This window comes from Brevundimonas sp. ZS04 (genome assembly GCF_001956865.1).
In the GTDB taxonomy this organism is placed as follows: Bacteria; Pseudomonadota; Alphaproteobacteria; order Caulobacterales; family Caulobacteraceae; genus Brevundimonas; species Brevundimonas diminuta.
On sequence record NZ_MTHE01000003.1, the window covers coordinates 16,995 to 43,680 of the forward strand.

The 26,686-nt window shown below is 65.7% G+C and carries 22 protein-coding genes and 1 tRNA gene; 8 read left to right on the forward strand and 15 right to left on the reverse strand.

Annotated elements, in window-relative coordinates; genetic code table 11:
* Positions 1 to 202: 202 nt before the first annotated feature.
* Both BJP32_RS04880 and BJP32_RS04885 read right to left on the reverse strand, forming a co-directional pair.
* Positions 203 to 1,876, reverse strand: coding sequence for a lysine--tRNA ligase (locus tag BJP32_RS04880; protein ID WP_046653436.1), 1,674 nt, complete (start codon positions 1,874 to 1,876; stop codon positions 203 to 205).
* Positions 1,877 to 1,925: 49 nt separating this feature from the next.
* On the reverse strand, positions 1,926 to 2,384 hold the full coding sequence (locus BJP32_RS04885) for a MaoC family dehydratase (protein WP_003164766.1): 459 nt from the start codon (positions 2,382 to 2,384) through the stop codon (positions 1,926 to 1,928).
* A 115-nt stretch (positions 2,385 to 2,499) separates the two neighbouring features.
* On the opposite strand from BJP32_RS04885, the gene queA reads away from it, so the two are divergent.
* Both queA and BJP32_RS04895 read left to right on the forward strand, forming a co-directional pair.
* On the forward strand, positions 2,500 to 3,594 hold the full coding sequence (gene queA / locus BJP32_RS04890; RefSeq protein WP_046653438.1) for a tRNA preQ1(34) S-adenosylmethionine ribosyltransferase-isomerase QueA: 1,095 nt from the start codon (positions 2,500 to 2,502) through the stop codon (positions 3,592 to 3,594).
* A complete protein-coding gene (locus BJP32_RS04895; protein ID WP_003164763.1) occupies positions 3,591 to 4,067 on the forward strand; it encodes a hypothetical protein in 477 nt (158 codons plus the stop codon). Before queA ends, BJP32_RS04895 begins: the two co-directional genes overlap by 4 nt.
* A 7-nt stretch (positions 4,068 to 4,074) precedes the next feature.
* On the opposite strand, the gene BJP32_RS04900 is transcribed toward BJP32_RS04895, so the two are convergent.
* On the reverse strand, positions 4,075 to 6,681 hold the full coding sequence (locus BJP32_RS04900; RefSeq protein ID WP_052748053.1) for a TonB-dependent receptor: 2,607 nt from the start codon (positions 6,679 to 6,681) through the stop codon (positions 4,075 to 4,077).
* A gap of 202 nt (positions 6,682 to 6,883) precedes the next feature.
* On the opposite strand from BJP32_RS04900, the gene tgt reads away from it, so the two are divergent.
* Entirely contained in the window at positions 6,884 to 7,996 is a 1,113-nt protein-coding gene (tgt, locus tag BJP32_RS04905; RefSeq protein WP_046653440.1) for a tRNA guanosine(34) transglycosylase Tgt, read from the forward strand.
* Here tgt and BJP32_RS04910 read toward each other — a convergent pair.
* From BJP32_RS04910 to BJP32_RS04925, 4 genes are all read right to left on the reverse strand, one after another.
* A complete protein-coding gene (locus tag BJP32_RS04910; RefSeq protein ID WP_046653441.1) occupies positions 7,993 to 8,541 on the reverse strand; it encodes a hypothetical protein in 549 nt (182 codons plus the stop codon). The two genes, tgt and BJP32_RS04910, sit on opposite strands and share 4 nt — an antisense overlap.
* A gap of 228 nt (positions 8,542 to 8,769) precedes the next feature.
* Entirely contained in the window at positions 8,770 to 11,283 is a 2,514-nt protein-coding gene (locus tag BJP32_RS04915; protein ID WP_076223155.1) for a TonB-dependent receptor, read from the reverse strand.
* Between the two features lie 94 nt (positions 11,284 to 11,377).
* The gene (locus BJP32_RS04920; RefSeq protein ID WP_046653444.1) at positions 11,378 to 12,385 is read right to left on the reverse strand and encodes a FecR family protein; all 1,008 of its coding nucleotides are present in this window, start codon (positions 12,383 to 12,385) and stop codon (positions 11,378 to 11,380) included.
* On the reverse strand, positions 12,385 to 12,945 hold the full coding sequence (locus tag BJP32_RS04925) for an RNA polymerase sigma factor (protein WP_083673884.1): 561 nt from the start codon (positions 12,943 to 12,945) through the stop codon (positions 12,385 to 12,387). Before BJP32_RS04925 ends, BJP32_RS04920 begins: the two co-directional genes overlap by 1 nt.
* A gap of 155 nt (positions 12,946 to 13,100) precedes the next feature.
* Between BJP32_RS04925 and BJP32_RS04930 the strand changes: the two genes are divergently transcribed.
* The 4 genes from BJP32_RS04930 to BJP32_RS04945 all read left to right on the forward strand — a co-directional run bounded on the left by BJP32_RS04930 (position 13,101) and on the right by BJP32_RS04945 (position 19,414).
* On the forward strand, positions 13,101 to 14,240 hold the full coding sequence (locus tag BJP32_RS04930; protein WP_076223156.1) for a metallophosphoesterase: 1,140 nt from the start codon (positions 13,101 to 13,103) through the stop codon (positions 14,238 to 14,240).
* A gap of 95 nt (positions 14,241 to 14,335) precedes the next feature.
* Positions 14,336 to 15,583, forward strand: coding sequence for a TetR/AcrR family transcriptional regulator (locus BJP32_RS04935; RefSeq protein ID WP_233126721.1), 1,248 nt, complete (start codon positions 14,336 to 14,338; stop codon positions 15,581 to 15,583).
* Between the two features lie 228 nt (positions 15,584 to 15,811).
* Positions 15,812 to 18,040: a TonB-dependent receptor gene (locus tag BJP32_RS04940; RefSeq protein ID WP_046653449.1), complete on the forward strand. Its 2,229-nt coding sequence runs from the start codon at positions 15,812 to 15,814 to the stop codon at positions 18,038 to 18,040.
* A 69-nt stretch (positions 18,041 to 18,109) separates the two neighbouring features.
* The gene (locus BJP32_RS04945) at positions 18,110 to 19,414 is read left to right on the forward strand and encodes a serine/threonine protein phosphatase (RefSeq protein WP_046653451.1); all 1,305 of its coding nucleotides are present in this window, start codon (positions 18,110 to 18,112) and stop codon (positions 19,412 to 19,414) included.
* Between the two features lie 122 nt (positions 19,415 to 19,536).
* On the opposite strand, the gene BJP32_RS04950 is transcribed toward BJP32_RS04945, so the two are convergent.
* The 7 genes from BJP32_RS04950 to BJP32_RS04980 all read right to left on the reverse strand — a co-directional run bounded on the left by BJP32_RS04950 (position 19,537) and on the right by BJP32_RS04980 (position 23,687).
* Positions 19,537 to 19,613: transfer RNA gene (locus BJP32_RS04950), tRNA-Pro, on the reverse strand.
* A 72-nt stretch (positions 19,614 to 19,685) separates the two neighbouring features.
* Positions 19,686 to 20,102, reverse strand: coding sequence for a MerR family transcriptional regulator (locus BJP32_RS04955; protein WP_046653452.1), 417 nt, complete (start codon positions 20,100 to 20,102; stop codon positions 19,686 to 19,688).
* 5 nt (positions 20,103 to 20,107) lie between these two features.
* Positions 20,108 to 20,416 (reverse strand): integration host factor subunit alpha, encoded by a 309-nt coding sequence (locus BJP32_RS04960; RefSeq protein ID WP_369822381.1) that lies wholly within the window; start codon positions 20,414 to 20,416, stop codon positions 20,108 to 20,110.
* Positions 20,417 to 20,490: 74 nt separating this feature from the next.
* Complete coding sequence (locus tag BJP32_RS04965) at positions 20,491 to 21,468, reverse strand: beta-ketoacyl-ACP synthase III (protein WP_003164752.1); 978 nt, start codon at positions 21,466 to 21,468, stop codon at positions 20,491 to 20,493.
* Complete coding sequence (gene plsX / locus BJP32_RS04970; protein ID WP_083673886.1) at positions 21,465 to 22,520, reverse strand: phosphate acyltransferase PlsX; 1,056 nt, start codon at positions 22,518 to 22,520, stop codon at positions 21,465 to 21,467. Before plsX ends, BJP32_RS04965 begins: the two co-directional genes overlap by 4 nt.
* Before the next feature lie 115 nt (positions 22,521 to 22,635).
* Positions 22,636 to 23,163: a DUF177 domain-containing protein gene (locus BJP32_RS04975; protein WP_003164750.1), complete on the reverse strand. Its 528-nt coding sequence runs from the start codon at positions 23,161 to 23,163 to the stop codon at positions 22,636 to 22,638.
* Positions 23,160 to 23,687 carry a ubiquinol-cytochrome C chaperone family protein gene (locus BJP32_RS04980; RefSeq protein ID WP_040345284.1) on the reverse strand — a complete coding sequence of 176 codons (528 nt, stop codon included), beginning with the start codon at positions 23,685 to 23,687 and terminating at the stop codon, positions 23,160 to 23,162. The genes BJP32_RS04975 and BJP32_RS04980 overlap by 4 nt, the downstream gene beginning before the upstream one ends.
* Positions 23,688 to 23,776: 89 nt before the next feature.
* On the opposite strand from BJP32_RS04980, the gene BJP32_RS04985 reads away from it, so the two are divergent.
* A complete protein-coding gene (locus tag BJP32_RS04985) occupies positions 23,777 to 24,256 on the forward strand; it encodes an outer membrane protein assembly factor BamE (RefSeq protein WP_003164749.1) in 480 nt (159 codons plus the stop codon).
* Positions 24,257 to 24,373: 117 nt separating this feature from the next.
* Here the strand turns inward: BJP32_RS04985 and BJP32_RS04990 are convergent, their stop codons facing one another.
* Entirely contained in the window at positions 24,374 to 26,524 is a 2,151-nt protein-coding gene (locus BJP32_RS04990) for a sodium-translocating pyrophosphatase (RefSeq protein ID WP_046653453.1), read from the reverse strand.
* Between the last annotated feature and the right edge of the window lie 162 nt (positions 26,525 to 26,686).

The following is a 26,686-nucleotide window of genomic DNA, read 5'->3' on the forward strand; positions in this document are numbered from 1 at the left end:
GGTCATTATGGAATGTGAGCGAAAATCATGGTCCCCAGCACCCGCCGACGCCATCGCCGATCAATCTGGCTGCCGTCCCCGTTTGAGAGTCTGCTCTTGATGCTGGCTCTAGCCTCGCTAGCCGGGGCCGTCTTCGTCGCCTGATCAAATTCAGAACGAAGACGGGCCGCTGATGAGATCAGCGGCCCGAAACTTTCAATCCCTACCCCTCGACCAAGCCGCCTGCAGCGCCCTTCTCGAGCAGTTCGATTGTCTGAGACAGGCCGTAGATGGCCGCGAACGAACCAAAACGCGGCCCCTGCGAGGCGCCCAAAAGCACTTCATACAGCGCCTGGAACCAAGCCCGTAGCGGCTCGAACTCGTGCGCCTTGCCCACGGCGTAAACCTCGCCCTGAATGATCTCTCCGTCGGTCGTGTCGGCCGGCAGGGCCTTCAGACGTTCCGCCAGATCCAGCAGCGCCGCCTTCTCCTTGTCGCCGGGCAGACGATAGGTCTTCGAGGGCTTCACGAAGTCCTCGTAATAGTTCAGCGCATAGCCCATCAACCGGTCCAGAACCGGCTCGTTCTCGGGCGTGGCGTCCGGCAGGTATTTGGCGAAATAGGCCCACAACTGTTCCTTGGTCGAGGCGTTGGCCACGCCCACCAGGTTCAGCAGCAGGGCGAAGGACACCGGCGAGACGCTCTCGGGCGGAGTCCCTGAGTGGATATGCCAGACGGCGTTGTCGATCTGCTTGGCCGGTTCCTGCGTCTTGTACTGCTCGATGAAGGACAGATAGTCGTCCGTCGCGCGCGGAATGACATTGAAGTGCAGGCTCTTGGCCGACTTCGGCGACTGGAACATGTACCAGCTCAGGCTCTCGGGCGTGCCGTAGCGCAGCCACTCGTCCATCGTCAGGCCGTTGCCCTTGGACTTGGAGATCTTCTTGCCCTCGACGTCGAGGAAGAGCTCGTAGTTGAAGCCTTCCGGCGGCGTGCCGCCCAGGGCGCGACAGATCTTGCCGCTCTCGCGCACGCTCTCGATCAGGTCCTTGCCCGACATCTCGTAGTCGACGTCCAGCGCGGTCCAGCGCATGGCCCAGTCGGGCTTCCATTGCAGCTTCACATGGCCGCCGGTGACGGGAACCTCGGTGCGGCCGCCGGCCGGATCGTCGAAAACGATGGTCCCACGCTCGACATTGCGCTCCAGCGTGGGCACCTGCAGCACATGGCCGGTGATCGGGCTGATCGGCAGGAAGGGCGAATAGGTGGCGCGGCGCTCCTCGCCCAGGGTCGGCAGCATGATGCCCATGACCTTGTCGAAGCGTTCCAGCAGGGTCAGCAGGGTCGCGTCGAACCGGCCCGACCGATAGGTCTCGGTCGAGGACATGAACTCATAGTCGAAGCCGAAGCTGTCGAGGAAGGCGCGCAGGCGGGCGTTGTTGTGCGCGCCAAAGCTGTCATGCGTGCCGAACGGATCGCGCACCTTGGTCAGCGGCAGATGCAGGTCTTCGCGCAGCATCTCGGGGTTCGGCACGCCCTCGGGCACCTTGCGCAGGCCGTCCATGTCGTCGCTGAAGGCGATCAGGCGTGTGCGCCAGTGGTCGCCGGTCAGGGCGCGAAACGCGTTGCGCACCATGGTCGTGCGCGCGACTTCGCCGAAGGTGCCCATGTGCGGCAGGCCCGACGGACCATAACCCGTCTCCAGGATCACCGGCCGATTCAGCGCTTCAAAGGTCGCCAGAGCCTCATCCGCCTTGCCCGCGTCGATCAGCAGTTTCGCCGCATCGCGTTCCGCATCCGACAGCCGTTTTTTGAGCACATGGACCAGCAGGTTGCGCGCTTGCTCAAACGGCCACGAACGGGCCTCACGGGACAGGGTTTCGAGGTTCTGTAGCATGTACCGGGCTTTGACGCCTTGAAGGGCCGGGGTCAACAGCAGCGGCGTCTTACAGCCGCGCTTCAGCGTTTCTCGGCAGTTGCATCTGGTTCTCGAAGCTCATGGCCAGATCGCCGTCCTGATTGGTGACGGTCGTCTTGGTGCGCACCACGCCGCGATCGGGCTGGCTCTTGGACGGACGGATTTCGATGATCTCGCGGCGCACCGTCAGGGTGTCGCCGGGACGCACGGGCCGCACCCACCACAGGGCGTCGACGTTCATGCCCAGCAGCGGCGTCTGGCCGAAATAGGCTTCATCCACGAACTGGCGCATGACGCGCGAACAGACGTGCCAGCCGCTGGCGATCAGACCGCCGAAGCGCCCGGCCTCGGCCGCCGCCTTATCGATATGCATGGGCTGGGGGTCGAACTCGGTCGCGAAGGCGATGATCTCGGCTTCGGTCATGGTGAAGGGTTCGCTGTCCCAGCTTTCGCCGACGGTCAGGTCGTCCAGATAGCGGTCGGTCATGCACTCAAACTCCCATGGGCTGCGTCTGACATAGCGGCTGGAGCGGTTTTCGCCAGTCGACTTTCCGCCGGGTGTCGCTTGACCGCAAAGGCGGGGCGTGAGCATTCCCCGCCCCATGCGGACATCCGATTTCGACTTCGACCTGCCCGAGGCGTGCATCGCCCTGCGCCCCGCCGACCCGCGCGACTCGGCCCGCCTTCTGGTCGTGAAGGGCGGCGATCTTGAGGACCGGATCATCCGCGACCTGCCAGGTTTTCTGCAACCGGGCGACGCCCTGGTGTTCAACGACAGCCGCGTGATCCCCGCGCGCCTGTCGGGCGTGCGCCACCGCACCGGGCCGGAAGGCGAGCTGCTGTCGGTGCCGGTCGAGGCCACCCTGCACCACCGCGACGCGCCCGATGTCTGGAGCGCCTTCATGAAGCCGGGCAAGCGGCTGAAGGTCGGCGACCGCGTGCGTTTCGGGCGCGAGGAGGACAACGCCTGTTTCCTGGGCCAGGTCGACGCCGAGATCACCGCCAAGGGCGAGGACGGCCTCGTCACCCTGCGTTTTGAGCTGACGGGTCCGGTGCTGGACGACGCCATCCGCGAGGTCGGGGTCATGCCCCTGCCCCCCTATATCGCAGCCAAGCGGGCCGAGGACGATCAGGATCTGAAGGACTATCAGACCGTCTTCGCCGAGCATGACGGCTCGGTCGCGGCGCCGACGGCGGGTCTGCACTTCACCCCGGCCTTGCTGGACGCCATACGGGCGCGCGGCGTGACGACCCACGCCGTGACCCTGCACGTCGGGGCGGGCACCTTCCTGCCGGTCAAGGCGGACGACACGGCCGATCACAAGATGCATTCCGAGTGGGGCGAGGTCTCGGCCGAGACCGCCGCCGCCTTGAACGCGGTGCGCGCGGCGGGCGGGCGCATCGTCTGCGTCGGCACAACCTCGCTTCGCCTTCTGGAGAGCGCGACGCGCGAGGACGGCGTGGTCCAGCCCTTCCACGGCGACACCGCCATCTTCATCACGCCGGGCTATCGCTTCCGCGCCTGCGACGTGCTGATGACCAACTTCCACCTGCCGAAATCGACGCTGTTCATGCTGGTCAACGCCTTCGCCGGGCTGGAGACGATGCGCGCCGCCTACGCCCACGCCATCGACAGCGGCTATCGCTTCTATTCTTATGGCGACGGAAGCCTGCTGTTCCGGGAAGACGCCCAATGAGCCACATCGACGACCTGCCCGAAAATCTGGCCGCGACCTTCGACATCCTGGCCTCGGCGGCGAGTGAGCTTCAGGATCCCTGGTGGGTGTTCGGCGGCGCCGGCATGGCCCTGTCGGGCCTGTCGGAGTGGCACGTGCCTGACGTCGACGTCATGACCAGTCCGCGCGACGCGCGGCGCCTGATCGAGGCCCTGCACGGCGAAGCCATCGAAGACCCCGGCGAAGGCCTGTTCCGGTCGCAGGTGTTCGGCGAAATCCTGACCACGCCGGTTCCAATCGAGGTCATGGCGATGATGGACGTCCGCGCAGGCGCGGACTGGACCCCGGTCATCTTCACCACGCGCCAGGGTGTCGAACTGGACGGGGGGACGATTTACATCCCCACCGTCTCCGAACAGATCGAGAAATGCCGTCTGTTCGGTCGCCCCAAGGATCTGCAGCGCGCGGAGCGCCTCGAGACGCTCCTGCGCTGAGACCGCCTCAATACCGGAAGCGCAGACCCACGGTGTAGAGGCTCTCTTCGTGGCGCACGTCGCGCGGATAGACGCCCTCGCCATAGTCGTAGAACGACCGGAACGGCTGGCCCAGGAGGTTGGTCGCGTCGAAGCTGATGGTGATCCGCTCGGTCGGCGACCAGCCCGCCGAGAAGTCTAGCCTCCCCACGTCGTCGACATGCTCGCCGACGACGCCGTTGCCGAACTTGGTCCGCAGATTATAGGCCAGCCGCGCCGTCCACGGCCCGTTCTCGTACATGCCGGTCAGGTTGTAGGAATATTTCGACACATAGGGCAGCGCCCCGTTGATGTAGGTGGCGTTGGCCTGCACGCCGAAGGAGCGCGCCCATTGCGGCACGAAGCCATAGTCGAAGAAGGTCGTGAACGACGCCTCGACGCCCTGCAGCACGGCGTCGTTCAGATTGACCGGCCGCGTGACGCGCAGGACGCCGTAGACGGGATCGTCCACGTCCATCGTCTGATCGGCGATGAAGCCTGAAATCTCGCGCCGGAACAGAGCCAGGGTCGCCGCGCCGGTATCGGCGAAGTAGCGTTCCAGCGTCAGGTCGTAGTTGGTCGACTGGATCGGCTTCAGATCGGGATTGCCCCCCGAGGCCGTACGCCGACCGGAAGTATCGGCCGAAGGGCTGACGAACAGGCTGGGGTTCAGTTGACCGAAGGCCGGGCGCGTCCGCGTCTGGTTCGCCGCCATGCGCAGGATCAGGCCGTCGTCCAGCATGAATCGCACGCCCAGGCTGGGCAGCAGGTCGGTGTAGCGTCCGCCCTGATCGACCGGCGTGAAGACCTCTTTCTCGCCCTCGATCGAACGGCTGGTCCCACGCACGCTGAAGTCGGTGGCGACGATCCGCAGCCCCAGCTCGCCCTCGATCGGGATGCGGGTGTTGATGGCGAAATCGGCCTGACTATAGGCCGTATAGGCCGTTTCGGACGCCTCATAGGTCTGGACAGGGTTTATCGGCGGGCGACCCGGCTCGAACCCGGCCAGCGCGCGCAGGATGTCCATGTTGGCGCGCAAGCTGTCGTAGGTCGGCGACACCCAGGCGCGCATGGCCTGAACGTCGCTGCCGTTGAACCCGGCCGGGATCAGGGCCAGTTCGACCGGAAGAGTGGTCAACGGAAGACCGAGGTCTTCCTGGTTCTGATACCGCTCGCCGTTCTGATAGGAGCCGTTGCGATCGACGTAGCGCACGCCGAACTTCAACTGCGGAATCAGGCTGTTTCCCGTGTCATAGGTCAGGTCGATCTTCGCCTGCCAATCGTCGCCCGCGCCGATGAAGTGGCGATCGAACAGACCGCGATAGACGTAGTTGTCCGGGTTCGTGACGTCGAAGTCGCGGAATTCGAAGGCCGCCCCGCCGTCTTCGCCCGGCGTATCGAAGTCGATCAGCGTCACCGGCGCATGGGTGAAGGCCGTGTCGAAGCTGTAGTTCGAAAACTCATAGGTACTGTCAGTGCGCGCCAGATCGAAGGCGATCTGAACCGGCCCGGCGTTGTAGCTGCCGCCCACGGCCGCCTGCCAAGTGTTCGTCTTGCCGGTCGAGGCGCCCTGCCACTGCTCCGGACGACGCCCGGCGATCTGGGTCAGGCTCTGAATCTCATTGCCGCCGCCGCGCAGCGTCACATCCGCGAACCGGGTCGTCTCGTGGTTCAGCGGCACGATGAACTGACGGTCCGAAATCTTGTTGCGATAGCCTTGATAGAGGGCGTCGACGTAGAATTCCCACTGGTCGTTCGGTCGCCACTGCAACGCCAGATTGGCCGACGGCCGCCAGCGGTCGCCGGTCCCGTAGAAGATGCCGATCGCATCGGGATAGTACGCGTCCTGCACCGCCGGATCAGCCGACTGCCCATCCACGGCGACGATTCCGCCGCTGACCCAGCGCACGGAGTCGAGATAGCGCAGGCTGGTGTATGACAGGTTCAGCAAGACTCCGACCTCGCCCGCACCTGTGTTCCACCGGTTGCTGATCAGGATGTCGCCGTTCGGATCATAGCTTTCCGACTGGGTGGCGTAGGAGCCCTTCGCCGAAGCCGACAACTCGTAACCGTCGAAGTCGAACGGCCGCCGCGACCTTACATTGATCAGACCGGCGATGCCCGATTCCAGCCGCCAGGCGGAACTGGACTTGTAGACCTCCAGCGCGGCGATGGCCGCCGCCGGGAAATCCTGCATGGCGACCGAACGCCCCTGGTCCGTGAAGATGTCGCGGCCGTTGTAGGTGGTCGCCACATCAGGCAGGCCCCGCACGATCACGCGCGACGCCTCCCCGCCGCCTCGTTCGACCTGGATGCCCGTGACCCGCGCCAGGGATTCCGAGGCGTTCACGTCCGGCAGCTTGCCGATGTCCTCAGCGACGATGGCGTCCATCACCTCGTCGGCGTTGCGTTTCAGCGCCTGGGCCGAGCGCAGACTGCCGCGCAGGCCCGTCACCACCACGTCCTGCACCTGGACGGGACCGTCCGAGACGCCCGACGGCGGCGTGACTTCAATGGAATCCTGAGACCAGGCAGGGTGGGCGACGGCGAGCGCAAGCAGAGAGACGGAACCCAGGGTTCCCGAACGGAGCAGCATTAATCAGGCGACTTTCACGGTTTCGTGCGCTGCCCTAACAGCCGCGTGATCGTTCGGTTGCCAAACAACCGTCGCTATTCAAACAAAGGCGACAACGCCGGATTGCCGCCACAGAACCGCCGCCGTACCGGGGCGAAGCAGGCCCAGGGCTGGCGGCCTCCCGCCGTTCGGCCTAAGACGCGCCTCCCTGCAAGGAACGCCCATGCCTTTTCCGTTTGAGATCTCCGCTGTCGAAGGCCGCGCCCGCACCGGCGTGCTGAAAACCACGCGCGGCGATATCCGCACCCCCGCCTTCATGCCCGTCGGCACCGCCGCAACGGTCAAGGCGATGACGGTGGATCAGGTCAAGCAGACCGGCGCGGACATCATTCTGGGCAACACCTATCATTTGATGCTGCGGCCCGGTCCCGAGCGGATGGAGCGCCTGGGCGGCCTCCATAACTTCATGCGCTGGGACAAGCCGATCCTGACGGACTCAGGCGGCTTCCAGGTCATGAGCCTGTCGGGCATCTCCAAGCTGTCCGAGGAGGCCGTGACCTTCTCCAGCCACATCGACGGCTCCAAACACGTCCTGACGCCGGAGCGCTCGATTCAGATCCAGGCCGACCGCCTCGGCTCCGACATCGTCATGCAGCTGGACGAATGCGTCGCCTGGCCCGCCGAGGAAAAGCGCGCGCGCGAAGGCATGGAGTTGTCGGCGCGTTGGGCCCAGCGCTCCAAGAACGCCTTCGGCACGCGCGATGCGCAGGCCCTGTTCGGCATTCAGCAGGGTTCGACCTATGAGAACCTGCGCCGTGAATCCTCAGAACGCCTGCAGGAGATCGGTTTCGACGGCTACGCTATCGGCGGCCTGGCCGTCGGCGAGGGCCATGAGGCCATGTGCGAGGTGTTGGACTTCGCGCCGGAGTTCCTGCCCAAGGACCGCCCCCGCTATCTGATGGGCGTCGGCAAGCCGATTGATCTGGTCGAAGCGGTCTATCGTGGCGTCGACATGTTCGACTGCGTCCTGCCGACGCGCGCGGGGCGCCATGGTCAGGCCTGGACATGGGACGGCCCGTTGAATCTCAAGAACGCCCGCTTCGCCGAGGATCAGGATCCTCTGGACCTCGAAGTTCCCTGCTCGGCCTCACAAGATTATTCAAAGGCTTACCTGCACCACCTGATCCGCGCTGATGAGATTCTCGGCAAGATCCTGCTGAGCTGGCACAACATCGCCTTCTTCCAGGCTCTGACGGCCGCCATGCGCGCGGCCATCGCCGAGGGGCGGTTCGAGCAGTTCCGCCGCGACTTCCGCGCGCGGCACCTAAAGGCCTAGCCTCTACGCGGAACGAAGCCCGCCGGGGCAGCCGGAGGCGCACAATTCCGCTGCATTCCCACGCCCTTCAGGAAGGAGCGGCGACGCAGGCCCGCCTGAATGGCTGACTGAACGTGCTTGCTGTGCGCGTCGGCGCCGGTCAGACGGCGCACCCAGCTGCGAGCCGGAATGAAGTCCGTCACCGTGCCGCGCACGGCGTCCAGCGTCGCGCCTGCCGCAGCGTCGGCAGCGCGCTCGCTCATAAAGGTTCCATCATCGGTGGGCGCAGCGTCCGTATCCGGGCCCAGAGCCTCATCCAATCGCCCGATTTCGGCAGCGATCACCGAGCATCGCGTCATGTTGCGCAGGTCATACGGATTGGATTCCGCCTGAAGCAGAATGGTTGGGATTTCCTGACGCTTGAGATTTAGATCCTCAAGCGGCGCGGTAACGGCGTCGCCTAATCCTGTGCCCACCTGATCCACGCCGTCTCGAGCGGAAGCGCCGGCGTTGCAACCGGCGAGCAACAAGGACACGGCGATGACGGTCAATGAAATCTGGCGCATGAGTTGGTTTAATCACGCCTCGCGCGTCAAAGCCAATCAACCTCCCTCGACGGACATCAGGGCCGAAGCTGACCTAGGCTTGCGGCCTTCCATAGCCACGTCCGGCTGCCAACCTACAAACCTTCCTGCTCGCTGTCGTAGGCAAACCCCGCTGCCCGCTAGCCGGCACGCGCTGGTGAGGTTGCGCCGCCGCTCCAACACGCGAGAGACGGCGAGACCTCAGTGTCGTCAGAACCTGTAGCGAAGGCCCACGCCATAGGTCGCAGGCGCCCCGACCAGACGCGAAGCGCCGTTCTTTTCAGGGAAATACACCTCGTCGGTGATGTTGCGGCCATAGGCGTAGACCGCCCAGTCGGCCGCCGTCTGCAGCTCCACGCGGGCGTTCAGCAGGGTATAGGCGTCCGCCGTATTGCCCGGAGCCGCGTTCAGGCGGTTGCTCTCCTCGCCGTGGTGCGAGACCGACAGGCGGCTGTCCAGACGCCAGCCGTTGGCCAGCACCAGGCCGTGGTTCAGCGAAACCGTCGCCGTCACGTCCGGCGCGCCCGGCAGGGAGTCGCCGACGGTCGACAGCACCTCGGCCACGCGCGCCGAGCTGAACGAGATGATCTCCGTATCCAGGACGGCGGCGGCGACGTCGAGATCCAGGCTCTGGTTCGCGCTTTCGAACAGGACGGCGTTGAGTGCGAACTCGATCCCCTTGCTCTCGGCCTCGCCGACGTTAGCGCGGCCGTTGGTGTCATTGGCCAGACGGGTCGTCGCTTGCAGCTCCTTGAATTCATAGGAGAAGACGTCCACCGACAGGCGAAGACGGTTCGTCGTCCAGCGCAGGCCGGCCTCATAGGCGGTGACGGTTTCGGAATCGAACGGCAGGGTCTCGGCCTGGGTGAAGATCGAGGTGCCGTCGAAGCCGCCGCCGCGATAGCCGGTGCCCGCCGAAACGAAGACGTTCAGGTTCGGCGTGAAGGCGTATTTGGCCGTGACCCGACCCGACACGTTGTCATCCTCGAAGGCGCGGTCCCAGATGAAGGGATCGGTCGTGGCGAAGGTCTTGGTGAAGGTCGAGATGCCCCACGGGTCCAGGTCGTCGTTGCGCCCGCTGAAGGTCGCCTCGTCGCGGGTGTAACGCAGGCCGCCCGACAGGGTCAGCTTGTCGGTCAGGTCATAGTCGACCTGGCCGAACACGGCGAAGCTGTTGCGCGTCTGCTTGTGCAGGTTGTCGTACTGGGTCCGGGCCGTATAGCTGGTCCAGTGGGTGTCGAAGTCGATATCGTCCGAGACGTAGAAGGCGCCCACGATCCAGTCCAGACGACCGTCGTTGTCGTCGCTCAAGCGCATTTCCAGCAAGGTCTGGTTCAGCGTCTCATCGGCATCGAAGCGCGAGGCCGGATAGGGCGAGCCGTCGCCGTTGCCCTGCACCGAGCGAGTCGTGCCCTGGACGTTGCCGATCACCGCCAGATTCAGGTCATCGCCCAGACGATGCTGCAACGCCGCCGACACGCCATAGATGTCGATGCTGTGGGTCGGATACTCCGACGAATAGAACTCGTACGGGTCGTCGTTCTCGCCCGCATTGGCGATATTGCTGTCCAGCGTCGCCGAGATACGGTCGTACTGGCGCGTGTCGCCCCGGTCGCGGCTGCCGAACAGCTTCACGGTCAGGTTGGTGTCCGGCGTGAAATCGAAGGCGACAGTGGCCCGGCCGGCGAACAGATCCTTGTCGCCGAAACCTTCACGGCGGCCCGGATCGACGATGGACGGAACGTGGGTCTGGGTCACGCCGGCGATGACCGGCTGGAAGCCCGCCAGGTCGCCCGCGCCCGCCCCGGTCATGAAGCCGCCGCCCTGCTCGGCCAGCACGGCCAGCCGCACGCCGACCGTGTCGCTCAGGGGACCGCCGACGGCCGCCTCCATCGCCAGATAGTCATAGCTGCCGAACTCAAGACGGCCCGAGCATTCGACCGCCTCGCCCGGCCCCTTTGTGATGGCGTTGATGACGCCCGCCGTGGTGTTGCGGCCGTACAGGGTGCCTTGCGGTCCTTTCAGGATCTCGACCCGATCCAGGTCGAACAGAGGCATGCCCAGATAGGCGTTCGAGGTCTGATAGACGCCGTCGACGTGCAGGGCGACCGAGGGATTGCCGTTAGGCTTGTAGTCATCGGCGCCGCCGATGCCGCGGATGCTGATCAGGCCGTAGTTGGTGCCGCCGAAGGCGTAGTTGACCGACACGCCTGGAACTTCGTCCACCAGGTCGGTCACGCTGTCGATGCCGCGACGAAGGGCGTCTTCACCGTTCAGCATGGTGACGGCCAGCGGCACGTCCTGGATGCGCTGGGCGCGCTTCTGAGCCGTGACGATCACGTCCTCGATCGCGGTGACGCCGTCGGATCCGAGATCGGCATGAGCGACTGCAACAGAAAAGGTGCGCGCGCCGACCGGCGTCACGGTCAGGCCCGTGCCCTCCACCATGCGGCGCAGCGCCTCGGCGGGCGCCAGGACGCCGACCACGCGATTGGCGCGGCGACCGCGCACGGCTTCCGGCGCGAACAGCACCTGCACGTCGGCGGTGCGCGCCAGCGTCGTCAGCGCCTCTTCCATCGACTGGCTTTCGATGGCGAAGGAGACGGCCGCGCCGCCGCTCGGCGACTGGGCCAGAGCCGGCGTCGCCGCTGCGACCGCAGCGACGGCCGAGCAGGCCAGCAGCATGCGCTTGAAGGCGCTGGCGCGCGGCTTGGAAATGAACATGGTAGCCCCTGAGATCTGGTCCGCCGCTCGTCGGCGGCTCCCCCTCAGAAACGGAAGCGCCTGCGCAGACCCCCACCCCGTCGTGGAAATTTCATCAAAGCGCAGCCGTTTCGTCAGACGTTTTTTCGGGCGATCCGATGCGCCAGTCCCCGTCCGTCGTGCGCCGCACCGACAGGCCGAACCCGCGCGCCAGAGCCAGGGCGAACTCCTGCCCGCCGTCATAGCGGAACGAGCCTGAGATGCGGACCTCCCCCGCCGCCGCATCCGTCAGCGTCAACCGCTCCGCCGAATAGCGATTGAAGCGTTCGACCACCTCGCTCAGCGGACGGTCGCGCACGACCAGACGCCCCATCCGCCAGGCCGTCTCGGCCTCGACGTCTGCCGGCGCGGCCCGCAGTTCATCGCCGCGCGCCAGCCCGCCCTGCCCCGCCGTCAGGATCAGAGGCGCGCCAGCGCCGCCTCTTTGAACCACCCTCAGCCGTCCCTGTTCGACCAGCGCCTCCGGCCCTCGGTCTGCGTGGGTCGCCTGGAAGCGCCCCTGCGCGGTCGCCATCAAGCGATCGCCGACGCGCAGGACGAAGGCCTCGGCGTCAGGCTGAATGTGGAAATAGGCCTGACCGGCTTCCAGCACCGCCGCGCGACGTTCGGCGCCGTAATCGAGGCGCAGTCGAGAAGACGGCGCCAACGTCACCTCCGACCCGTCCGGCAGGGGCGCGGTCAGTCGCTGCCCCGCCTCGGTCGCGATCAGCGCCCGCGCCGGTGACGACGCCGTCATCACCCACAGCCCGCCGCAGGACGCCGCAATGGCCCCGCCGGTCAGGCCGAGCAGAGCCCGCCGTCGCGTCGCGCCTGAATCGGCACGCCCCAGCGCCGCCGCCCTCAGGGCCAACACCTCGGGCTGCCCCGCCTCAAGATCCAGCATTCTCCACGCCTGCTGACAGGCTCGATAGTCGCGGATATGGCCAGGATCTTCATCCAACCACCGCCGGAAGGCGATCTCGTCTTGAGGGCAGGGCGTATCGCCGCCGTTCATTCGCGCGAACCAGAAGGCGGCCGGATCGACCGCTTCCTCGTCGTTTAATCGGGGGTGAACCGGAAACATCAGCGATCCCCCTCGACCAGATCGACCCTCAACGCGGACATGGCTCGCACCATGTGCTTCTCGACCGCGCTGACCGAAATGCCCAGACGCTGGGCGATCTGCGGATAGGTCAGGTTCTCGAACCGACGCAGGATCACCACGGCCCGCGCACGCGGCGGCAGGGCGTCCAGCGCCGCCAGCATCCGTTTCAAACGCTGCCTCCCCGCGATGATCTGTTCGGCGTCAGGCGCGTCATACTCGGCCACGGCGTCGTTGATCTCGACATGCAGGCCTCGACCCCGCGCCTGCTCATAGCGCCCCCGATCCCGCGCAATGTTGGCCGCCGCCTCAAAGACATAACCGTCGATGTTCTGCAGGCTCATCAAGTCCGCGCGGCGCATTAGGCGCAGGAACAAATCCTGAACCATCTCCTCCGCATCCGCCGACGATTTCGACCGCCGCAGGAAGAAATGCGTCAACGGCGCCCGCAACCGCCGCGTCAACGCCGCGAATCCCTCGTCGCGCGTCAGGGCGGACGTCGCGTCGTCCATGTCGAAGGGCTGGCTTGGCTGTCGGTTCACCGCGCGCCCAATGACGCCGCATCGTCACCGCCTCATGTCGGTCGCACGACATTTCCGTATCAGCACATCCCCGATGCGCTCAGTCGCGTCATCGCAGCCAAAGCGTCACACAGCGTCGCTAAGGGCGGCTGCATATCGGTTTCAGGATGACGCATATGACGATGTTCAAACATTTGGGCGCGGCGGTCGCCTTCAGCGCGGCGCTGCTGGGCGCGGCGGTTCCGGCCTGGGCCGAGGTCTTCACCATCGCCGTCGTCTCCGACACCCAGAACTACGCCGACATAACCCTGCCCCAGCCGCGCGGCGCCGACACCTTCGACCAGCAGATGCGCTATCTGGTCGAGACCCGCCAGGACAAGAACCTGGCCTTCGTCACCTTCGTCGGCGACATCGTCCAGCATGGCGACGGCCAGTTCCGACGCGCCATTCCGGACGCAGAGGGCGAATACCAGCTCTTCGACACGCGCGAAGAATGGGACATCGCCAACCGCGCCCTCTCGATCCTGACCGACAGCGGCCTGCCGTTCGGCATGGTTCCCGGCAACCACGACTACGACAACTATGCATGGCGCGGCTACGACGGCGTCTCCGAACCCCTGTCGGGCGGCCGCGCCTGGAACTTCTATTTCGGCCCCCAGTCGCGCCATTTCACGGATAAGGCCTGGTATGGCGGCGCCTCGACGAACGGTCTGAACAGCTTCCAGACCTTCACGGCCGGCGGCCTGTCCTTCCTGCACCTGTCGCTGGAGATGCAGCCGCCCCAGGCGGCGCTGGACTGGGCCCAGGGCGTGATCGACGCCCATCCGGACACGCCCGTCATCGTCACCACCCATGAATGGCTGAAGCCTGACGTGCAGGAACGCTCCAACGGCTACGACAGCTATTTCGCGGGCGCAGACAACCTGCCGCCCGATCAGGTCTGGGACCGTTTCATCCGCAAGAACGCGATGATCTTTATGGTCCTGAGCGGCCACAACTACACCCGCCCGATCGAGGGCGTATCCAACGGCGAGAACCTGCGCATCGACCACAATGACGCCGGGCGTCCCGTCTATCAACTGATCCAAGACTATCAGGGCAACACCGTCGGCCCAGACGGACAGGCCGGTTCGGCCAACGGCGGCGCAGGCTGGCTGCGTTTCATGGCCTTCGACACCGAGGCCCGCACCATCCGCTTCTATACCTATTCGAGCCTGCTGGGCCGGTATGCCGGTCGCGACGGCGAAGCGACCTTCGGCGTCTCGCCCGAACGGTCCGAGTTCGTGCTGCCCTTCCCGCCCCAACTTCAGGATTGAGTCCGCGACGGGGTCCGCCGTCTTTCGTCGCAGGCCTTGCCCAAGAAAGCGATCAGGTCTCGACACGACCGCTTCAGGCGGCCATGCACGCTGCGATGACGACGATCGCTTCATCACGCTCGCTCGAGGCCGACCGCGTCGTCGCCGCGGCCATGACCCTGGTCACGGACGTCGGCCTGGGCGGCCTGACCATGCGCGACCTGGCCCAGGCCGTCGGCAAGAGCACCACCGTCATCGTCAATCTGTTCGGCGCCAAGGCGGGGCTGATCGAAGCCATCGCCTTCAGGGCGTTCGAGCAGGACGAGGCCTACCACGAGGCCTTCTTCGCCGCCGTCGACGACCTGGCCCTCAGCCGCGACAGCCTGCTGGCCCTGACAGCCCGCTATTTACGAGAACGCGCCGCGTCCTCTGCCGACTTCGCCCGAGTGTGGGAAGAACTGCTGGTCAGCCCCGACCCGGCGGCCTTCCTGCCTCCCCTGCTGCGACGCTGGGATCTCATGCGGCGCGACGCCTGGACGGCCTTCCTGTCGCGTCGCCCCGGCCTGGAAGCGTTCGGCGAGGCGATCTCCACCTACCTGATCATCGAGCAGTTTTACGTCGGCGCCCTGGGCGGTCGCTCGGACTATAAGGCGATTGCGGCCGAGGGATTGGGCGGCCTGATCGATCGGGCCTTCGGCCGCCCCGACGATCCGGCCTCAGCGACCGAAAGCTATATCGATCGGATGGTGATCCCCAAGGCGCCGAGCGACGGACTGGAACCGGATTCCATCAAGCGGCGTCTGCTCGACGTCGCCGCAGACCAGATCCTGAGCGGAGGCGTCGGGATCGTCACCAACCGCTCGGTCAGCACGGAGGTCGGCACTTCGACCTCCACCATCGCCTACCATTGGGCGGATATGCGGCGGTTCGTGATCGACGCCGTCTGGCACGCGGTCTTCCGCGAGATGCCCCGCTACCTCGACTACCGACATCCGCAAGGCGCCGGTCCGCCGGATATGCAGCGGTGGGGCGAGATGATGGCCCTTACCCTGGAGACGCCTGCGGGCGGCGAGCGCGGCTTCTACGTCAAGTACGCCCGTCTGATCGCCCAGGTCTGCCTGCAGGCGCGTCGCGATCCGTCCTTCCAGGAACTGGCGATGATCCTGCGCGGGCCTGAAGGCGGCGGCAACTACACCAACCGCGGCGAACTCTGGCCGCCTCAGTTCGACCTGACGCGCCGCGCCGCCACCCGTTTCGCCTTATGGATCAAGGGCGCGGCCATCATGGCGGCGGCGACGGGCGATGCGCCCGATGCTGCGCGCCTGCAAGCCGTCGCCAAGACCTTGGTCACCCAGCGCGACTGAATCGAACAATCGTTCCTTATTCGGAACAGTCATCGACAGGCAGCGCGACAGCAACACTTCAAATAAGCTTCACCAAAGCATCACGACCATCTCCTACAGCGGAAACGTTGTCGAACAGTTGTTTTTTTAAGGCCGGTCACACGGCGTGAGAACTACGGCTGCTCGCGACATTCCCCAACTTTCCAGCCTGAGCGACTGGATCGCCCGCGCTGCCCGATGGATCGACACATGAACCGTCTTCTTTTCGGCGCCTCGAGCGCCGCCCTGCTCCTTGCGGCGGCCGCGCCCGCGGCGGCCGAGGTCGCGACCGAGCCTCAGGCCACCTCCGTTCAGGACATCATCGTCACCGCGCAGCGCCGCGAGGAATCCGCGCAGAAGGTCGGCCTGGCCCTGACGGTCGTATCGGGCGAAGACCTGGACAAGCGCAACATCCAGACGGTCAACGACCTGGAAAACGCCGTCCCCAGCATGGAGGTCGACAGCCAGCTGGGCGGCGGCCAGCCCCAGTTCCGCATCCGCGGCGTCGGCCTGACGGACTACGCCGCCAACAACACCTCGACCGTCGGCGTCTATATTGATGAAGTCGCCTATCCCTATGGCGTGATGACCCAGGGCCAGTTGTTCGACATCGCCCGCATCGAGGTTCTGCGCGGGCCGCAGGGCACGCTGTACGGCCGCAACACCACCGGCGGCGCGGTCAGCGTCGTCACCGGAGCGCCGACGGACTATGTCGCGGCCGGCTTCAACGCCAGCTACGGCAGCTATGACGCCGCCAAGTTCGAGGGCTTTGTTTCGGGTCCGGTCGCCGGAACCCTGAGCGCCCGCCTGGCCGTCGCGGCCGAGACGGGCGGCGGCTGGCAATACCACCGCGACACGGGCGAAACTCTGGGCGACAAGGACACCAAGGCCCTGCGCCTGCGCCTGAACTGGCGCCCCAGCGACCTGACCGACCTCGACCTGAACGTCCACTACAGCCAGGACAAGTCGGACGGTCGGGGCCTGCGCCTGATCACCACCCCCTTCACCTCGGGCGGCGGCAAGGTCTATCCGATCGACACGGCCCACCGGATCACCGGCTGGGGCATCTCCCCCTATTTCGCCCAGCTGATCGGCGTCTCGCCCAACGCCAAGCCGTTCCGCGACAACGAGGGCAAGGGCGTCAGCCTGCGCCTGAACCACGACCTCGGCTGGGCCGCCCTGACCGCCGTCGCCGCCTATGAGTCCTTCGACCGCAAGGAGTTCAACGACTGGGACGCCACGGCCTCGAACGAAGCCGGCACCTACTTCTTCAACGACATCGAGACGATCTCGCAGGAAGTGCGCCTGGCCTCGAACGGCGACGGTCGTCTGCAATGGCTGGCCGGTCTCTACCACGCGACCGAGGACATCGACGGCGGCTTCTACTCCGACTTCTCGGAAGCGAAGAGCCTCCGATTCTGGATGAGCACCACCTACGGCCAGAAGGTCCAGACGACAGGCGCCTTTGCCAATGTGGACTACCGCCTGACCGATCGCCTGACCCTGATCGGCGGCCTGCGCTACGAGGATGAGACCCGCGAGCTGAACGACTTCAAGACCGAGGTTCTGGCTCCGGTCCCGCGCGTCAACGCCACCGCCTCCAAGTCTCAGAGCATGGGCGAATGGACTGGCAAGATCGGCGCTGAATACGCCTTCAGCGACAGCGTCCTGGCCTACGCCAACGTCTCGCGCGGGGTGAAGTCCGGCGGCTTCACTACCTACAACAGCGGCCTGCCCGATCAGCTGGAGCCCTTCAAGTTCGAGGAGCTGATCGCCTATGAGACCGGCGTGAAGGCCAGCCTGTTCGACAACCGCCTCCAGGCGAACGCGGCGATCTACTACTACGACTACCGCGACCAGCAACTTCAGGGCGTGCTCTACACCCAGACGGGGCGCGTCGGCCGCATGATCAACGTGCCGAAGTCGCATATCCAGGGCGCCGAGCTGGAGCTGCGCTGGCAGCCCCTGGACAACCTGACCATCACCCAGGCGGTCGGCTACAAATACGGGGAGTATGACGAGTTCTTCTTCGTCAACGCCTCGGCCACCGAAGCCGCCAAGGATCCGGTGACGGGCGAATACAACACCATCATCTACAGCGATCGTGCAGGCGAGCGCCTGCCCTTCCCGCGCTTCGACTACAAGGGTTCGATCGCCTACGAGCACCAGATCGGCGACTGGGGCGTCGAGGCGGAAACCAACTACGCCTACCGCAGCGAGAAGTTCAGCACCTCGTCCAACTCGGTCATCGGCGACTACTGGCTGATGAACGCCAACCTGACGTTCCGCCCGATGAACGGCAGCTATGCCTTCGGCTTCTTCGTCAACAACCTGACGAACGCCTATTCGGAAGAGTCGCGCAACCGCTTCATCTCAGCGTCCACCGGCTCGCCCAACGCCCCGCGCACCTGGGGCGCCCGGGTTAGCTATCGCTACTGATCTCTGCCTGCGAGGCTTCGGGCCCGGCTCCGAAGCCTCGCGCTTTTCCTCGCGAAGAAAGATGCGTCCATGTCGATGATGCGTAAGCTGTTCCGTTCAGCCGTCCTGGCCCTCGGCCTTCTGGCGGCCGCCCCCAGCCTGGCCCAGCAGGCGACTGACGCCCGTTTCACCATCGCCGTGATCCCCGACACTCAGAACTATGTCGATCACACGCGTCAGCGCGCGGCCGGCTTTCCGTTCGACGCGCGGGACATGATGACCGAGCAGTTTCGCTTCATCGCCGACAACGCCGCCTCGCGCGGCGGCGACATCGTCTTCGCCACCGGCGCGGGCGACGTATGGCAGCACCCCGTCATCGACATCGACCCGGATCACGCCGCGCGCGGCTTCAGTCCCCGCGCCCTGCCGTCAGGCGTCGGACCGGCGAAATGGGCGCCGGGCGTGCGCGAGGTGGAGATCCCCGCCTCCATCGCCGCCTATCGCCTGCTGGACGGCGCCCTGCCTTTCTCGGCCGTGCCCGGCAATCACGACTATGACGCCCAGTGGTGGGAAGAGTCCTGGCCGCGCGACCTGACCGCGCCCGAGGGCGACCTGCGTCGCCTGGGCATGATCCATGTCGGCGGGCTGACCGAATGGGTCCGCGTCTTCGGCGCCGCCTCGCCCTTCTTCAGGGATCGCCCCTGGTACGTCGGATCGTTCGACGGCGGCGCCGACAGCGCCCAGGTGTTCGAGGCCGGCGGCTACCGTTTCCTGCACATCGGCCTGCAGTTCGCCCCTTCCGACGCCAGTCTGAAATGGGCCGAGACCGTCATCCACGCCCACCCCGGCCTGCCGACCCTGATCAGCACCCACGACTTCCTGGACAAGACGGGACAGCGCCGCGCCCATCCGGTCGTGGACATCAACGCCCTCGATCCCTTCGACAACAGCGCCCAGGGCGTGTGGGACAAGCTGATCAGCCGCAACCCGCAGATCTTCATGGTCCTGAGCGGCCATCACAACGGCCAGGCCTTCCGCACCGACCCGAACCGCCAGGGCGGCGCCGTCTATCAGCTGCTGTCCGACTATCAGGACCGCAACCGCGCCGCCGTCGACGCCGGGCTGGATGCGGCCAAGGCGCCGGGCCTTGGCGACGGCTGGCTGCGTTTGATGGCCTTCGACATGACGGGCGAGGTTCCGACCGTGCGCGTCCGCACCTATTCGACCCACTTCAAACGCTACGCCTCGGACGAGCCGAACTACGCACTCTGGTACAAGCCGAACGAGCAGCCTCAGATGACGGACGAGGAATTCCTGGCGCAGGACGAGTTCACCATCCGCCTGGAAGACTTCCGCGCTCGTTTCGGTCCCGGCCGCAGCGCCGTTCAGCAGTAGGCTGCCCTGTTCACAGTTCTGACTGGAAGACTGGTCTTTTTCGCGAAGCGCACTAGCGCCCAATTGCAAAGGGGTCGCCGTACGGCGACCCCTTCAAAGCCATTCCAAATCAAAGATTTAGATGGTCGGAGCGACAGGATTCGAACCTGCGACCCCTTGACCCCCAGTCAAGTGCGCTACCAGGCTGCGCCACGCTCCGAAGGCGCTCCGTATAGACGGCGGTTCGGTGCTCCGCAAACCCTAAAACGCTCTATCGACAACAACTTCCGTCTTAACGGCGCAGAACGCCCTCCAACCGGGCCTTGGCCGCTTCCAGCTCGCTCAACAGAGCCTCAAGGCGCGCCGGAGCTGCCGGAATCGCCGCCGCCTGCGACACCGTTTCAACCCGATCCCCCGAATCGATCTCGAGCGTCGCGGCCGGGTCGGCATAGGCCGTCAGGCGCGCCAGACCCTGATCCTGCACCAGGCGTTGCACCCCGCGAATCGTCAGCCCCTCGTCGTGCAGCAGCCGCCGCACAGCCTTCAGCACCATGATGTCGTCGGGGCGATAGAAACGGCGGCCGCCCGCACGCTTCACCGGGGCGACGAACTCGAACTTCGTCTCCCAGAACCTCAGCACATGCTGGGGGGCGCCGACTTCATCGGCCGCTTCAGAAATGGTGCGGAAGGCTTTGGGGCTTTTGGCCAATGGTCTCAGGTCTCGACGACGGCGTCGTGCACCCGGCTCTTCATGATCTGTGAGGCGCGGAAGCTGATGACGCGGCGGGGGTTGATGGCGGCCGGTTCGCCGGTCTTGGGGTTGCGGCCCATGCGGGCGCGTTTCTCGCGGACCTGGAAGACGCCGAAGCCCGACAGCTTGACCGTCTCGCCCTGCTCAAGAGAGTCGACGATCAGGTCCAGCGTGCGCTCGACCAATCCGGAGCATTCCTGCCGGGACAACCCGACCTCTTCGTGGACCGCTTCGCACAAATCCGCACGGGTAAGCGTCTGATGTCCGGCCACTTGCATCTCCCCGCAATCAATTGGCGGGGCATTGAAGGGCAAAACGGCCGGAAATCAAAGTCCTCAATGCAAATCTAGAATCGGAAGGCGCACGCGCCCCATGTCAGGCCGCCGCCCATGGCTTCGACCAGGACCAGATCGCCCTTCTTGATTCGCCCATCCTTGATGGCGACGTCCATCGCCAGCGGGATGGAGGCGGCCGAGGTGTTGGCGTGCATGGCCACGGTCGAGATGACCTTGTCCTCGTCCAGGCCCAGGCGATCGCCCACGCCCTTGATGATGCGTTGGTTGGCCTGGTGAGGCACGAACCAGTCGATCTCGGGAATGTCGACGCCCGCAACCTCGGCGGCGGCCGTGATGGCCTCGGCGATGTTCACGACGGCGTGGCGGAAGACCTGATTGCCCAGCATCCGCAGATGGCCGACCGTACCCGTCGTGGCCGGGCCCCCGTCGACATAGAGCATGTCAGCCTTGGCGCCCTCGCAGCGCAGGGCGAAGCCCAGCACGCCGCGATCATCCTTGGTCCCCTGCCCCTCGCCCGGCTCAAGCACGAAGGCTCCGGCGCCGTCGCCGAACAGGACGCAGGTAGTGCGATCCGTCCAGTCCATCAGCTTGGTCATTTCCTCGGCGCCGATGACCAGGGCGCATTTGGCCTGACCGCGCGCGACAAAGCCGTCAGCCACGCTCATGGCGTAGACGAAGCCCGAACAGACCGCCTGAACGTCGAAGGCGATGCCCACCGGCGCGCCTAGCTTGCGCTGAACGATGGCCGCTGTCGCCGGGAAGGTCTGGTCCGGCGTGGTCGTGGCGACGATGATCAGATCGACGTCCGCCGCCGTCTTGCCCGCGTCCGCCAGGGCGCGCTCGGCCGCCTTGAGCGCCAGATCGCTGGTCGGCTCGTCGTCGCGGGCCTTGTGACGCTGGCGGATGCCGGTGCGCTCGATGATCCATTCGTCGGAGGTGTCGACGATCTTGGTCAGGTCGGCGTTGGTGACGACCTGCTCGGGCAGGAAGGAGCCGACCCCGGTAACGACGCTGCGGATGACGCTCACTGTTCGGTCTCTCCCATGACGACGGGCGCGGGTTCGTCCATCGCGGCCGCCAGACGCGCGAAATTGGCGCTGACCTTGGTCAGATAGTCACTGCGGGCCAGTTCGACAGCCACGCGGATGGCGTTAGCGTAACCCTCGGCCGTGGCGCCGCCGTGGCTTTTTACGACGATGCCGTTCAGACCCAGCAAGGGGCCGCCGTTGACGCTGCTGGGGTCGATGCGGCGCGCCATCTTCTTCAGGGCAGGCATGGCGATCAGAGCGCCCAGCTTGGCCAGAGGCCCGGAGGTCAGCGCTTCCTTCAGCAGTCCCGAGATGAAGCGGGCCGTGCCTTCGGCCGTCTTCAGCGCGATATTGCCGGTGAATCCGTCCGTCACCACCACATCCACGGTTCCGGCGGCGATGTCATGTCCCTCGACAAAGCCGGTGTAGTTCACAGGCACGGCGTCGGTGCGCAGCACGGCGTGGGCCTCGCGCACCTCTTCGTGGCCCTTCATCTCTTCGGAGCCGACGTTCAGCAGGCCGACCGTCGGCCGCGCCACGCCATGCACGGCGGACTGGAAGGCCTCGCCCATGATGGCGAACTCAACCAACTGGCGCGCATCGCTGCCGATGTTGGCGCCGACGTCCAGAACGGCGGTGAAACCGCGCTTGGTCGGCCAACTGGCGACGATGGCCGGGCGCTCCAGCCCGTCGACCGCCATCCGCAGAACCAGCTTGGAGATCGCCATCAAGGCGCCGGTGTTGCCCGCCGAGACGGCGGCCTGGGCCTCGCCCGCCTTGACCGCCTCGATCGCGTTCCAGAGGCTGGAGCCCTTGCCTCGACGCATGGCCTGAGCAGGCTTTTCGTCCATGGCGACGACCTTGTCGGTGTGCCGGACCTGGCAAAGGTCGTCCGATACGTGCAGGCGCGCCATCTCGGGGCGGATCGCCGCCTCGTCTCCGTGCAGCAGGAAGCGCACGCCGTCGCCGCCATACAGCGAATAATAAGCCTTCACGCCGCCGACCACGACGGCAGGACCGTGGTCGCCCCCCATGGCGTCGAGCGAGATCAATGTGGATGATGCCAAGTGGAAATCGACTCCGTCGCCGTCTTGTCGCGGCGCTTCAATGTTAGGGCGTGCAGACGCAAATGTCGCACCCTGTGGATGCAACCGAGGCGCCCTTAGGTCAACTCTTGTCGCCGTCGTTCGGCTTCAAGGCCCGCAACACGCCGAAAGGCGAGATCTCGCCCGGCTCAGGCGGTTGCTCGAACACCGCGCCATCCTTGCGGGGATAGGGATCCAGATGCAGCGCCAGTTGCTCGACCGCATACTGGCCCAGGTCGATCTGACCGTTTTCCACCACGTCGGGCGAATCGTCGTCCAGCTCCAGGTCGATCTCCCCTTCGTCCGAAGGCGCCGTATCCACGGCCTCGACCAGATTGATCTCGAATCGATCGTCGACATGAACGGGCAGAGGCTCCAGCGTCAGCACGCAGGACTGGACCGCATCGGCAACGACACGCCCGGTCAGGCGCCAGCCCGAAACCGTCGCCGTCACCTCCAGATCCGCCTCGAAACGGTCCAGCGACTTCAGGTTCAGCGCGCGCGCAATGCGCTGACGCGCCTCGGCGTCCGGCTCCAGGCGCCGGGACAGGCTCGCCCCGATCTGATGCAGGCGGACGGGGTCGCTGTAAGGCAGGGCGGGAATCGTCATGCGACGATCATGGCCCAGTCAGGCGCCTTTTCCACGGCGGAAATAGGCTGACGCGCCAGGCGTTCGTGCGATTCCAGCGCATAACGGGTCAGTTCAGCGCCGGCGGCGGGATCGTCGCTCTCGAACACATTGCGCGCGATCGAAGCCTGAAAGCCGTCGCGGTCGCCTTCGCGCAGTGCCTTCTCATAGGCGCTCATACGGCCATAAAGGGCCTCGCCCAACTTGCGCATCTTCTTGCCGACAGACACGTCGCCGACGCCCAGTTCACGCAGAACGTTGTCCAGAGCCGAGACATAGGTGTCGAACATCTTCTGGGCCAGATCGGCCCCGCGCTCGCCCTCAGCCTTGGTCCGCACGAACAGCAGAAGGACGTGCAGGGTGTAGAGCTCGAACCGCGCATCGATTCGATCCGCCACGCCCAGGCGGGCGTAAAAATCGGGCTGACGCGCCTGTTCCACCGCCAGGGCGTATAGGCCCTGCGCCTGGCGCTCTTGCGTCTGTCGTCTGAAGAGTGTCTTGAACATAGGTTTTACGGCCCCTTTTCCGCCGCGCCGTTGCACTAGGACGCAGCGACGGTTAGGTCAAAGACCTTGTTTCTAGAGGCCCATCGCCGATGCCCCGTTTTACGTCGCTCATCATCGCCGCCTCGCTCGCCGCCGCTGCAGGCGCCTGCGCCCCGGTCGTCGCCACCCAGGGCTTCCAGGCCGTAGACGCCAAGCCCCAGGACATCGAGGCGGGCGTCGACACCCGCGAAACCGTCCTGGCCAAGCTGGGCACGCCCTCGACCACCTCGACCTTCGAGACCGACAACGTCTGGTACTACCTGACCCAGACGACCCAACGCTACACCTACAACAAGCCTGAAGTGTCGCAGCGGACGGTCACCGAAATCACCTTCGCCGACGGCGGTGAAAAGGTCGCCAACGTCCGCACCCTGGGTCTGGAAGACGGCCGCCAGATCGCCATGGAGCGCCGCGAAACCCCGACCCGCGGCCGTCAGCTGACCATTCTCGAACAACTGCTCGGCAACGTCGGCCGCGGCCAACTGCCGCGCACCGAGGACGACGTGCCCGGCCAGCGCCGCCCGGACTAAGCTCCAGAAGATAGGCGCCCTCAAGCCGCGAGCGACTGCGTCGCGAGCATAGGGCGCAAAAAAGACAACGCCCCGGAGATCGCTCTCCGGGGCGTTTTCCGTTTCAGCAAAGCGCGGTCAGACGATCTTGCCGCTCGCCAGCACCGCCAGCAGCAGCAAGGCCACGATGTTGGTGATCTTGATCATCGGGTTCACCGCCGGACCGGAGGTGTCCTTGTAGGGATCGCCCACGGTGTCGCCGGTGACGGCGGCCTTGTGAGCTTCCGAGCCCTTGCCGTGAACCACGCCGTTCTTGTCGGTGAAGCCTTCCTCGATCACCTTCTTGGCGTTGTCCCAGGCGCCGCCGCCCGATGTCATGGAGATGGCGACAAACAAACCCGTCACGATCACCCCCATCAGCATGGCCCCCAGGGCGGCGAAGGCGTTGGCCTTGTCCGGCTGGATGAACAGGATGACCACGAACAGGACGATCGGAGACAGCACCGGCAGCAGCGACGGCACGATCATCTCGCGGATGGCCGCGCTGGTCAGGATATCAACGGCTCGGCCGTATTCGGGCTTGGTCTGGAAGGTCATGATGCCGGGGTTCTCGCGGAACTGACGCCGCACCTCGGCCACGACCGCCTCAGCAGCGCGCCCCACGGCCGTCATCGACAAGCCGCCGAACAGGAAGGGCAGCAGCCCCCCGAACAGCAGACCGACCACGACGTAGGGGTTGGACAGATCAAACGCGACCGTCCCCAGGCCGTGGAAGAAGCTGCCCGGCGCCGCCTCGGCCGCGAAGAACTTCAAATCCTCCACATAGGCTGCGAACAGGACCAGCGCCCCCAGACCCGCCGAACCGATGGCGTAGCCCTTGGTCACGGCCTTGGTGGTGTTGCCTACGGCGTCTAGGGCGTCGGTCGAGACGCGGACTTCCGGCGGCAGGCCCGCCATCTCGGCGATGCCGCCCGCGTTGTCCGTGACCGGACCGAAGGCGTCCAGCGCCACGATCATCCCCGCCACGCCCAGCATGGTGGTGGTGGCGATGGCGATGCCGAACAGGCCCGCCAGTTGATAGGCCGCGACGATGCCGACGATGATGGTCAGAGCCGGAAGCGCCGTGGCCTCCAGCGACATGGCCAGGCCCTGGATGACGTTGGTGCCGTGCCCCGAGACCGAGGCGTTGGCCACCGACTTCACCGGGCGGAAGCCCGTGCCGGTGTAGTATTCGGTGATCACCACAATGGCCGCCGTGACCAGCAGGCCGACAACACCCGCCCAGAACAGATTCATGGGCTGGATCAATAGCCCGCCCGAGGTTTCGACCGCCCCCGGCAGAAGTTGGTTGATCACCCACCAGACGGCGACCAGCGACAGCAGGCCGGTCACGATCAGCCCCTGATACAGGGCGCCCATGATGTTGCCGCTCTTGCCCAGACGGACGAAGAAGGTGCCGATGATCGAGGTCACGATGCAGACGCCGCAGATCGCCAGAGGCAGCAGCATCAGCACGTCGACATAGGGCTGGTTGCGGAAGAAGATGGCCGCCAGCACCATGGTCGCCACCGTCGTCACCGCATAGGTCTCGAACAGGTCGGCGGCCATGCCGGCGCAGTCGCCGACGTTGTCGCCCACATTGTCCGCGATGGTAGCGGCGTTACGGGGGTCGTCCTCAGGGATGCCGGCCTCGACCTTGCCCACCATGTCGCCGCCGACGTCGGCCCCCTTGGTGAAGATGCCGCCGCCCAGTCGCGCGAAGATGGAGATCAACGAGGCGCCGAAGCCCAGGGCCACCAGGCCGTCGATGACTTCGCGACTAGTCGAGGCGTGGCCCAGCCCCTGCGTCATGAAGGCGTAGTAGCCGGACACGCCCAGAAGCGCGCCGCCCGCCACGAACATGCCGGTGATGGCGCCCGAGCGGAAGGCCAGGTCCAGACCCTTGGACAGGCTCTGCGACGCGGCCTGGGCCGTACGGACGTTGGCGCGCACGGAGATCAGCATCCCCGCATAGCCCGCCGCGCCCGACAGGACCGCGCCGATCAGGAAGCCGAGCGCGGCCCAGATCCCGATAAGAAAAAAGGCCGCGACCAAGATCACGACCCCTACAATGCCAATCGTTGTGTACTGACGCTTCAGATAGGCGGATGCCCCTTCCTGGATCGCCGCGGCGATCTCACGCATCCGTTCATTACCACTGTCGGCCTTCATCAGGGCGGCGGTCTGGACGGCGCCGTAAAGCACCCCCAAGGCGCCGGCCGCAATGACCAGCCAAAGATATGACGTCATGGCGTTTCCAAGCCCTATGCAACTAGACGCGCGGATCCATGGGCTGCGCTACGGGCGTTTTCGCCTCTCGGCCGCCTTCCGGTCCCCCCGTGCGCTTACGGACGCAAATTCACGCCCCTCGGGAATTGCGGCTAAATCGTGCCAAAAGCAGAGCCGTGGCGC

What these genes read in the sequence shown, in the direction of transcription:
- BJP32_RS04880 (WP_046653436.1), bottom strand. Translation starts at nt 1,876, where the DNA reads ATGCTACAGAACCTCGAAACCCTGTCCCGTGAGGCCCGTTCGTGGCCG.
- BJP32_RS04885 (WP_003164766.1), bottom strand. Translation starts at nt 2,384, where the DNA reads ATGACCGACCGCTATCTGGACGACCTGACCGTCGGCGAAAGCTGGGAC.
- queA (WP_046653438.1), top strand. Translation starts at nt 2,500, where the DNA reads ATGCGGACATCCGATTTCGACTTCGACCTGCCCGAGGCGTGCATCGCC.
- BJP32_RS04895 (WP_003164763.1), top strand. Translation starts at nt 3,591, where the DNA reads ATGAGCCACATCGACGACCTGCCCGAAAATCTGGCCGCGACCTTCGAC.
- BJP32_RS04900 (WP_052748053.1), bottom strand. Translation starts at nt 6,681, where the DNA reads ATGCTGCTCCGTTCGGGAACCCTGGGTTCCGTCTCTCTGCTTGCGCTC.
- tgt (WP_046653440.1), top strand. Translation starts at nt 6,884, where the DNA reads ATGCCTTTTCCGTTTGAGATCTCCGCTGTCGAAGGCCGCGCCCGCACC.
- BJP32_RS04910 (WP_046653441.1), bottom strand. Translation starts at nt 8,541, where the DNA reads ATGCGCCAGATTTCATTGACCGTCATCGCCGTGTCCTTGTTGCTCGCC.
- BJP32_RS04915 (WP_076223155.1), bottom strand. Translation starts at nt 11,283, where the DNA reads ATGTTCATTTCCAAGCCGCGCGCCAGCGCCTTCAAGCGCATGCTGCTG.
- BJP32_RS04920 (WP_046653444.1), bottom strand. Translation starts at nt 12,385, where the DNA reads ATGTTTCCGGTTCACCCCCGATTAAACGACGAGGAAGCGGTCGATCCG.
- BJP32_RS04930 (WP_076223156.1), top strand. Translation starts at nt 13,101, where the DNA reads ATGACGATGTTCAAACATTTGGGCGCGGCGGTCGCCTTCAGCGCGGCG.
- BJP32_RS04935 (WP_233126721.1), top strand. Translation starts at nt 14,336, where the DNA reads ATGACGACGATCGCTTCATCACGCTCGCTCGAGGCCGACCGCGTCGTC.
- BJP32_RS04940 (WP_046653449.1), top strand. Translation starts at nt 15,812, where the DNA reads ATGAACCGTCTTCTTTTCGGCGCCTCGAGCGCCGCCCTGCTCCTTGCG.
- BJP32_RS04945 (WP_046653451.1), top strand. Translation starts at nt 18,110, where the DNA reads ATGTCGATGATGCGTAAGCTGTTCCGTTCAGCCGTCCTGGCCCTCGGC.
- BJP32_RS04975 (WP_003164750.1), bottom strand. Translation starts at nt 23,163, where the DNA reads ATGACGATTCCCGCCCTGCCTTACAGCGACCCCGTCCGCCTGCATCAG.
- BJP32_RS04980 (WP_040345284.1), bottom strand. Translation starts at nt 23,687, where the DNA reads ATGTTCAAGACACTCTTCAGACGACAGACGCAAGAGCGCCAGGCGCAG.
- BJP32_RS04985 (WP_003164749.1), top strand. Translation starts at nt 23,777, where the DNA reads ATGCCCCGTTTTACGTCGCTCATCATCGCCGCCTCGCTCGCCGCCGCT.
- BJP32_RS04990 (WP_046653453.1), bottom strand. Translation starts at nt 26,524, where the DNA reads ATGACGTCATATCTTTGGCTGGTCATTGCGGCCGGCGCCTTGGGGGTG.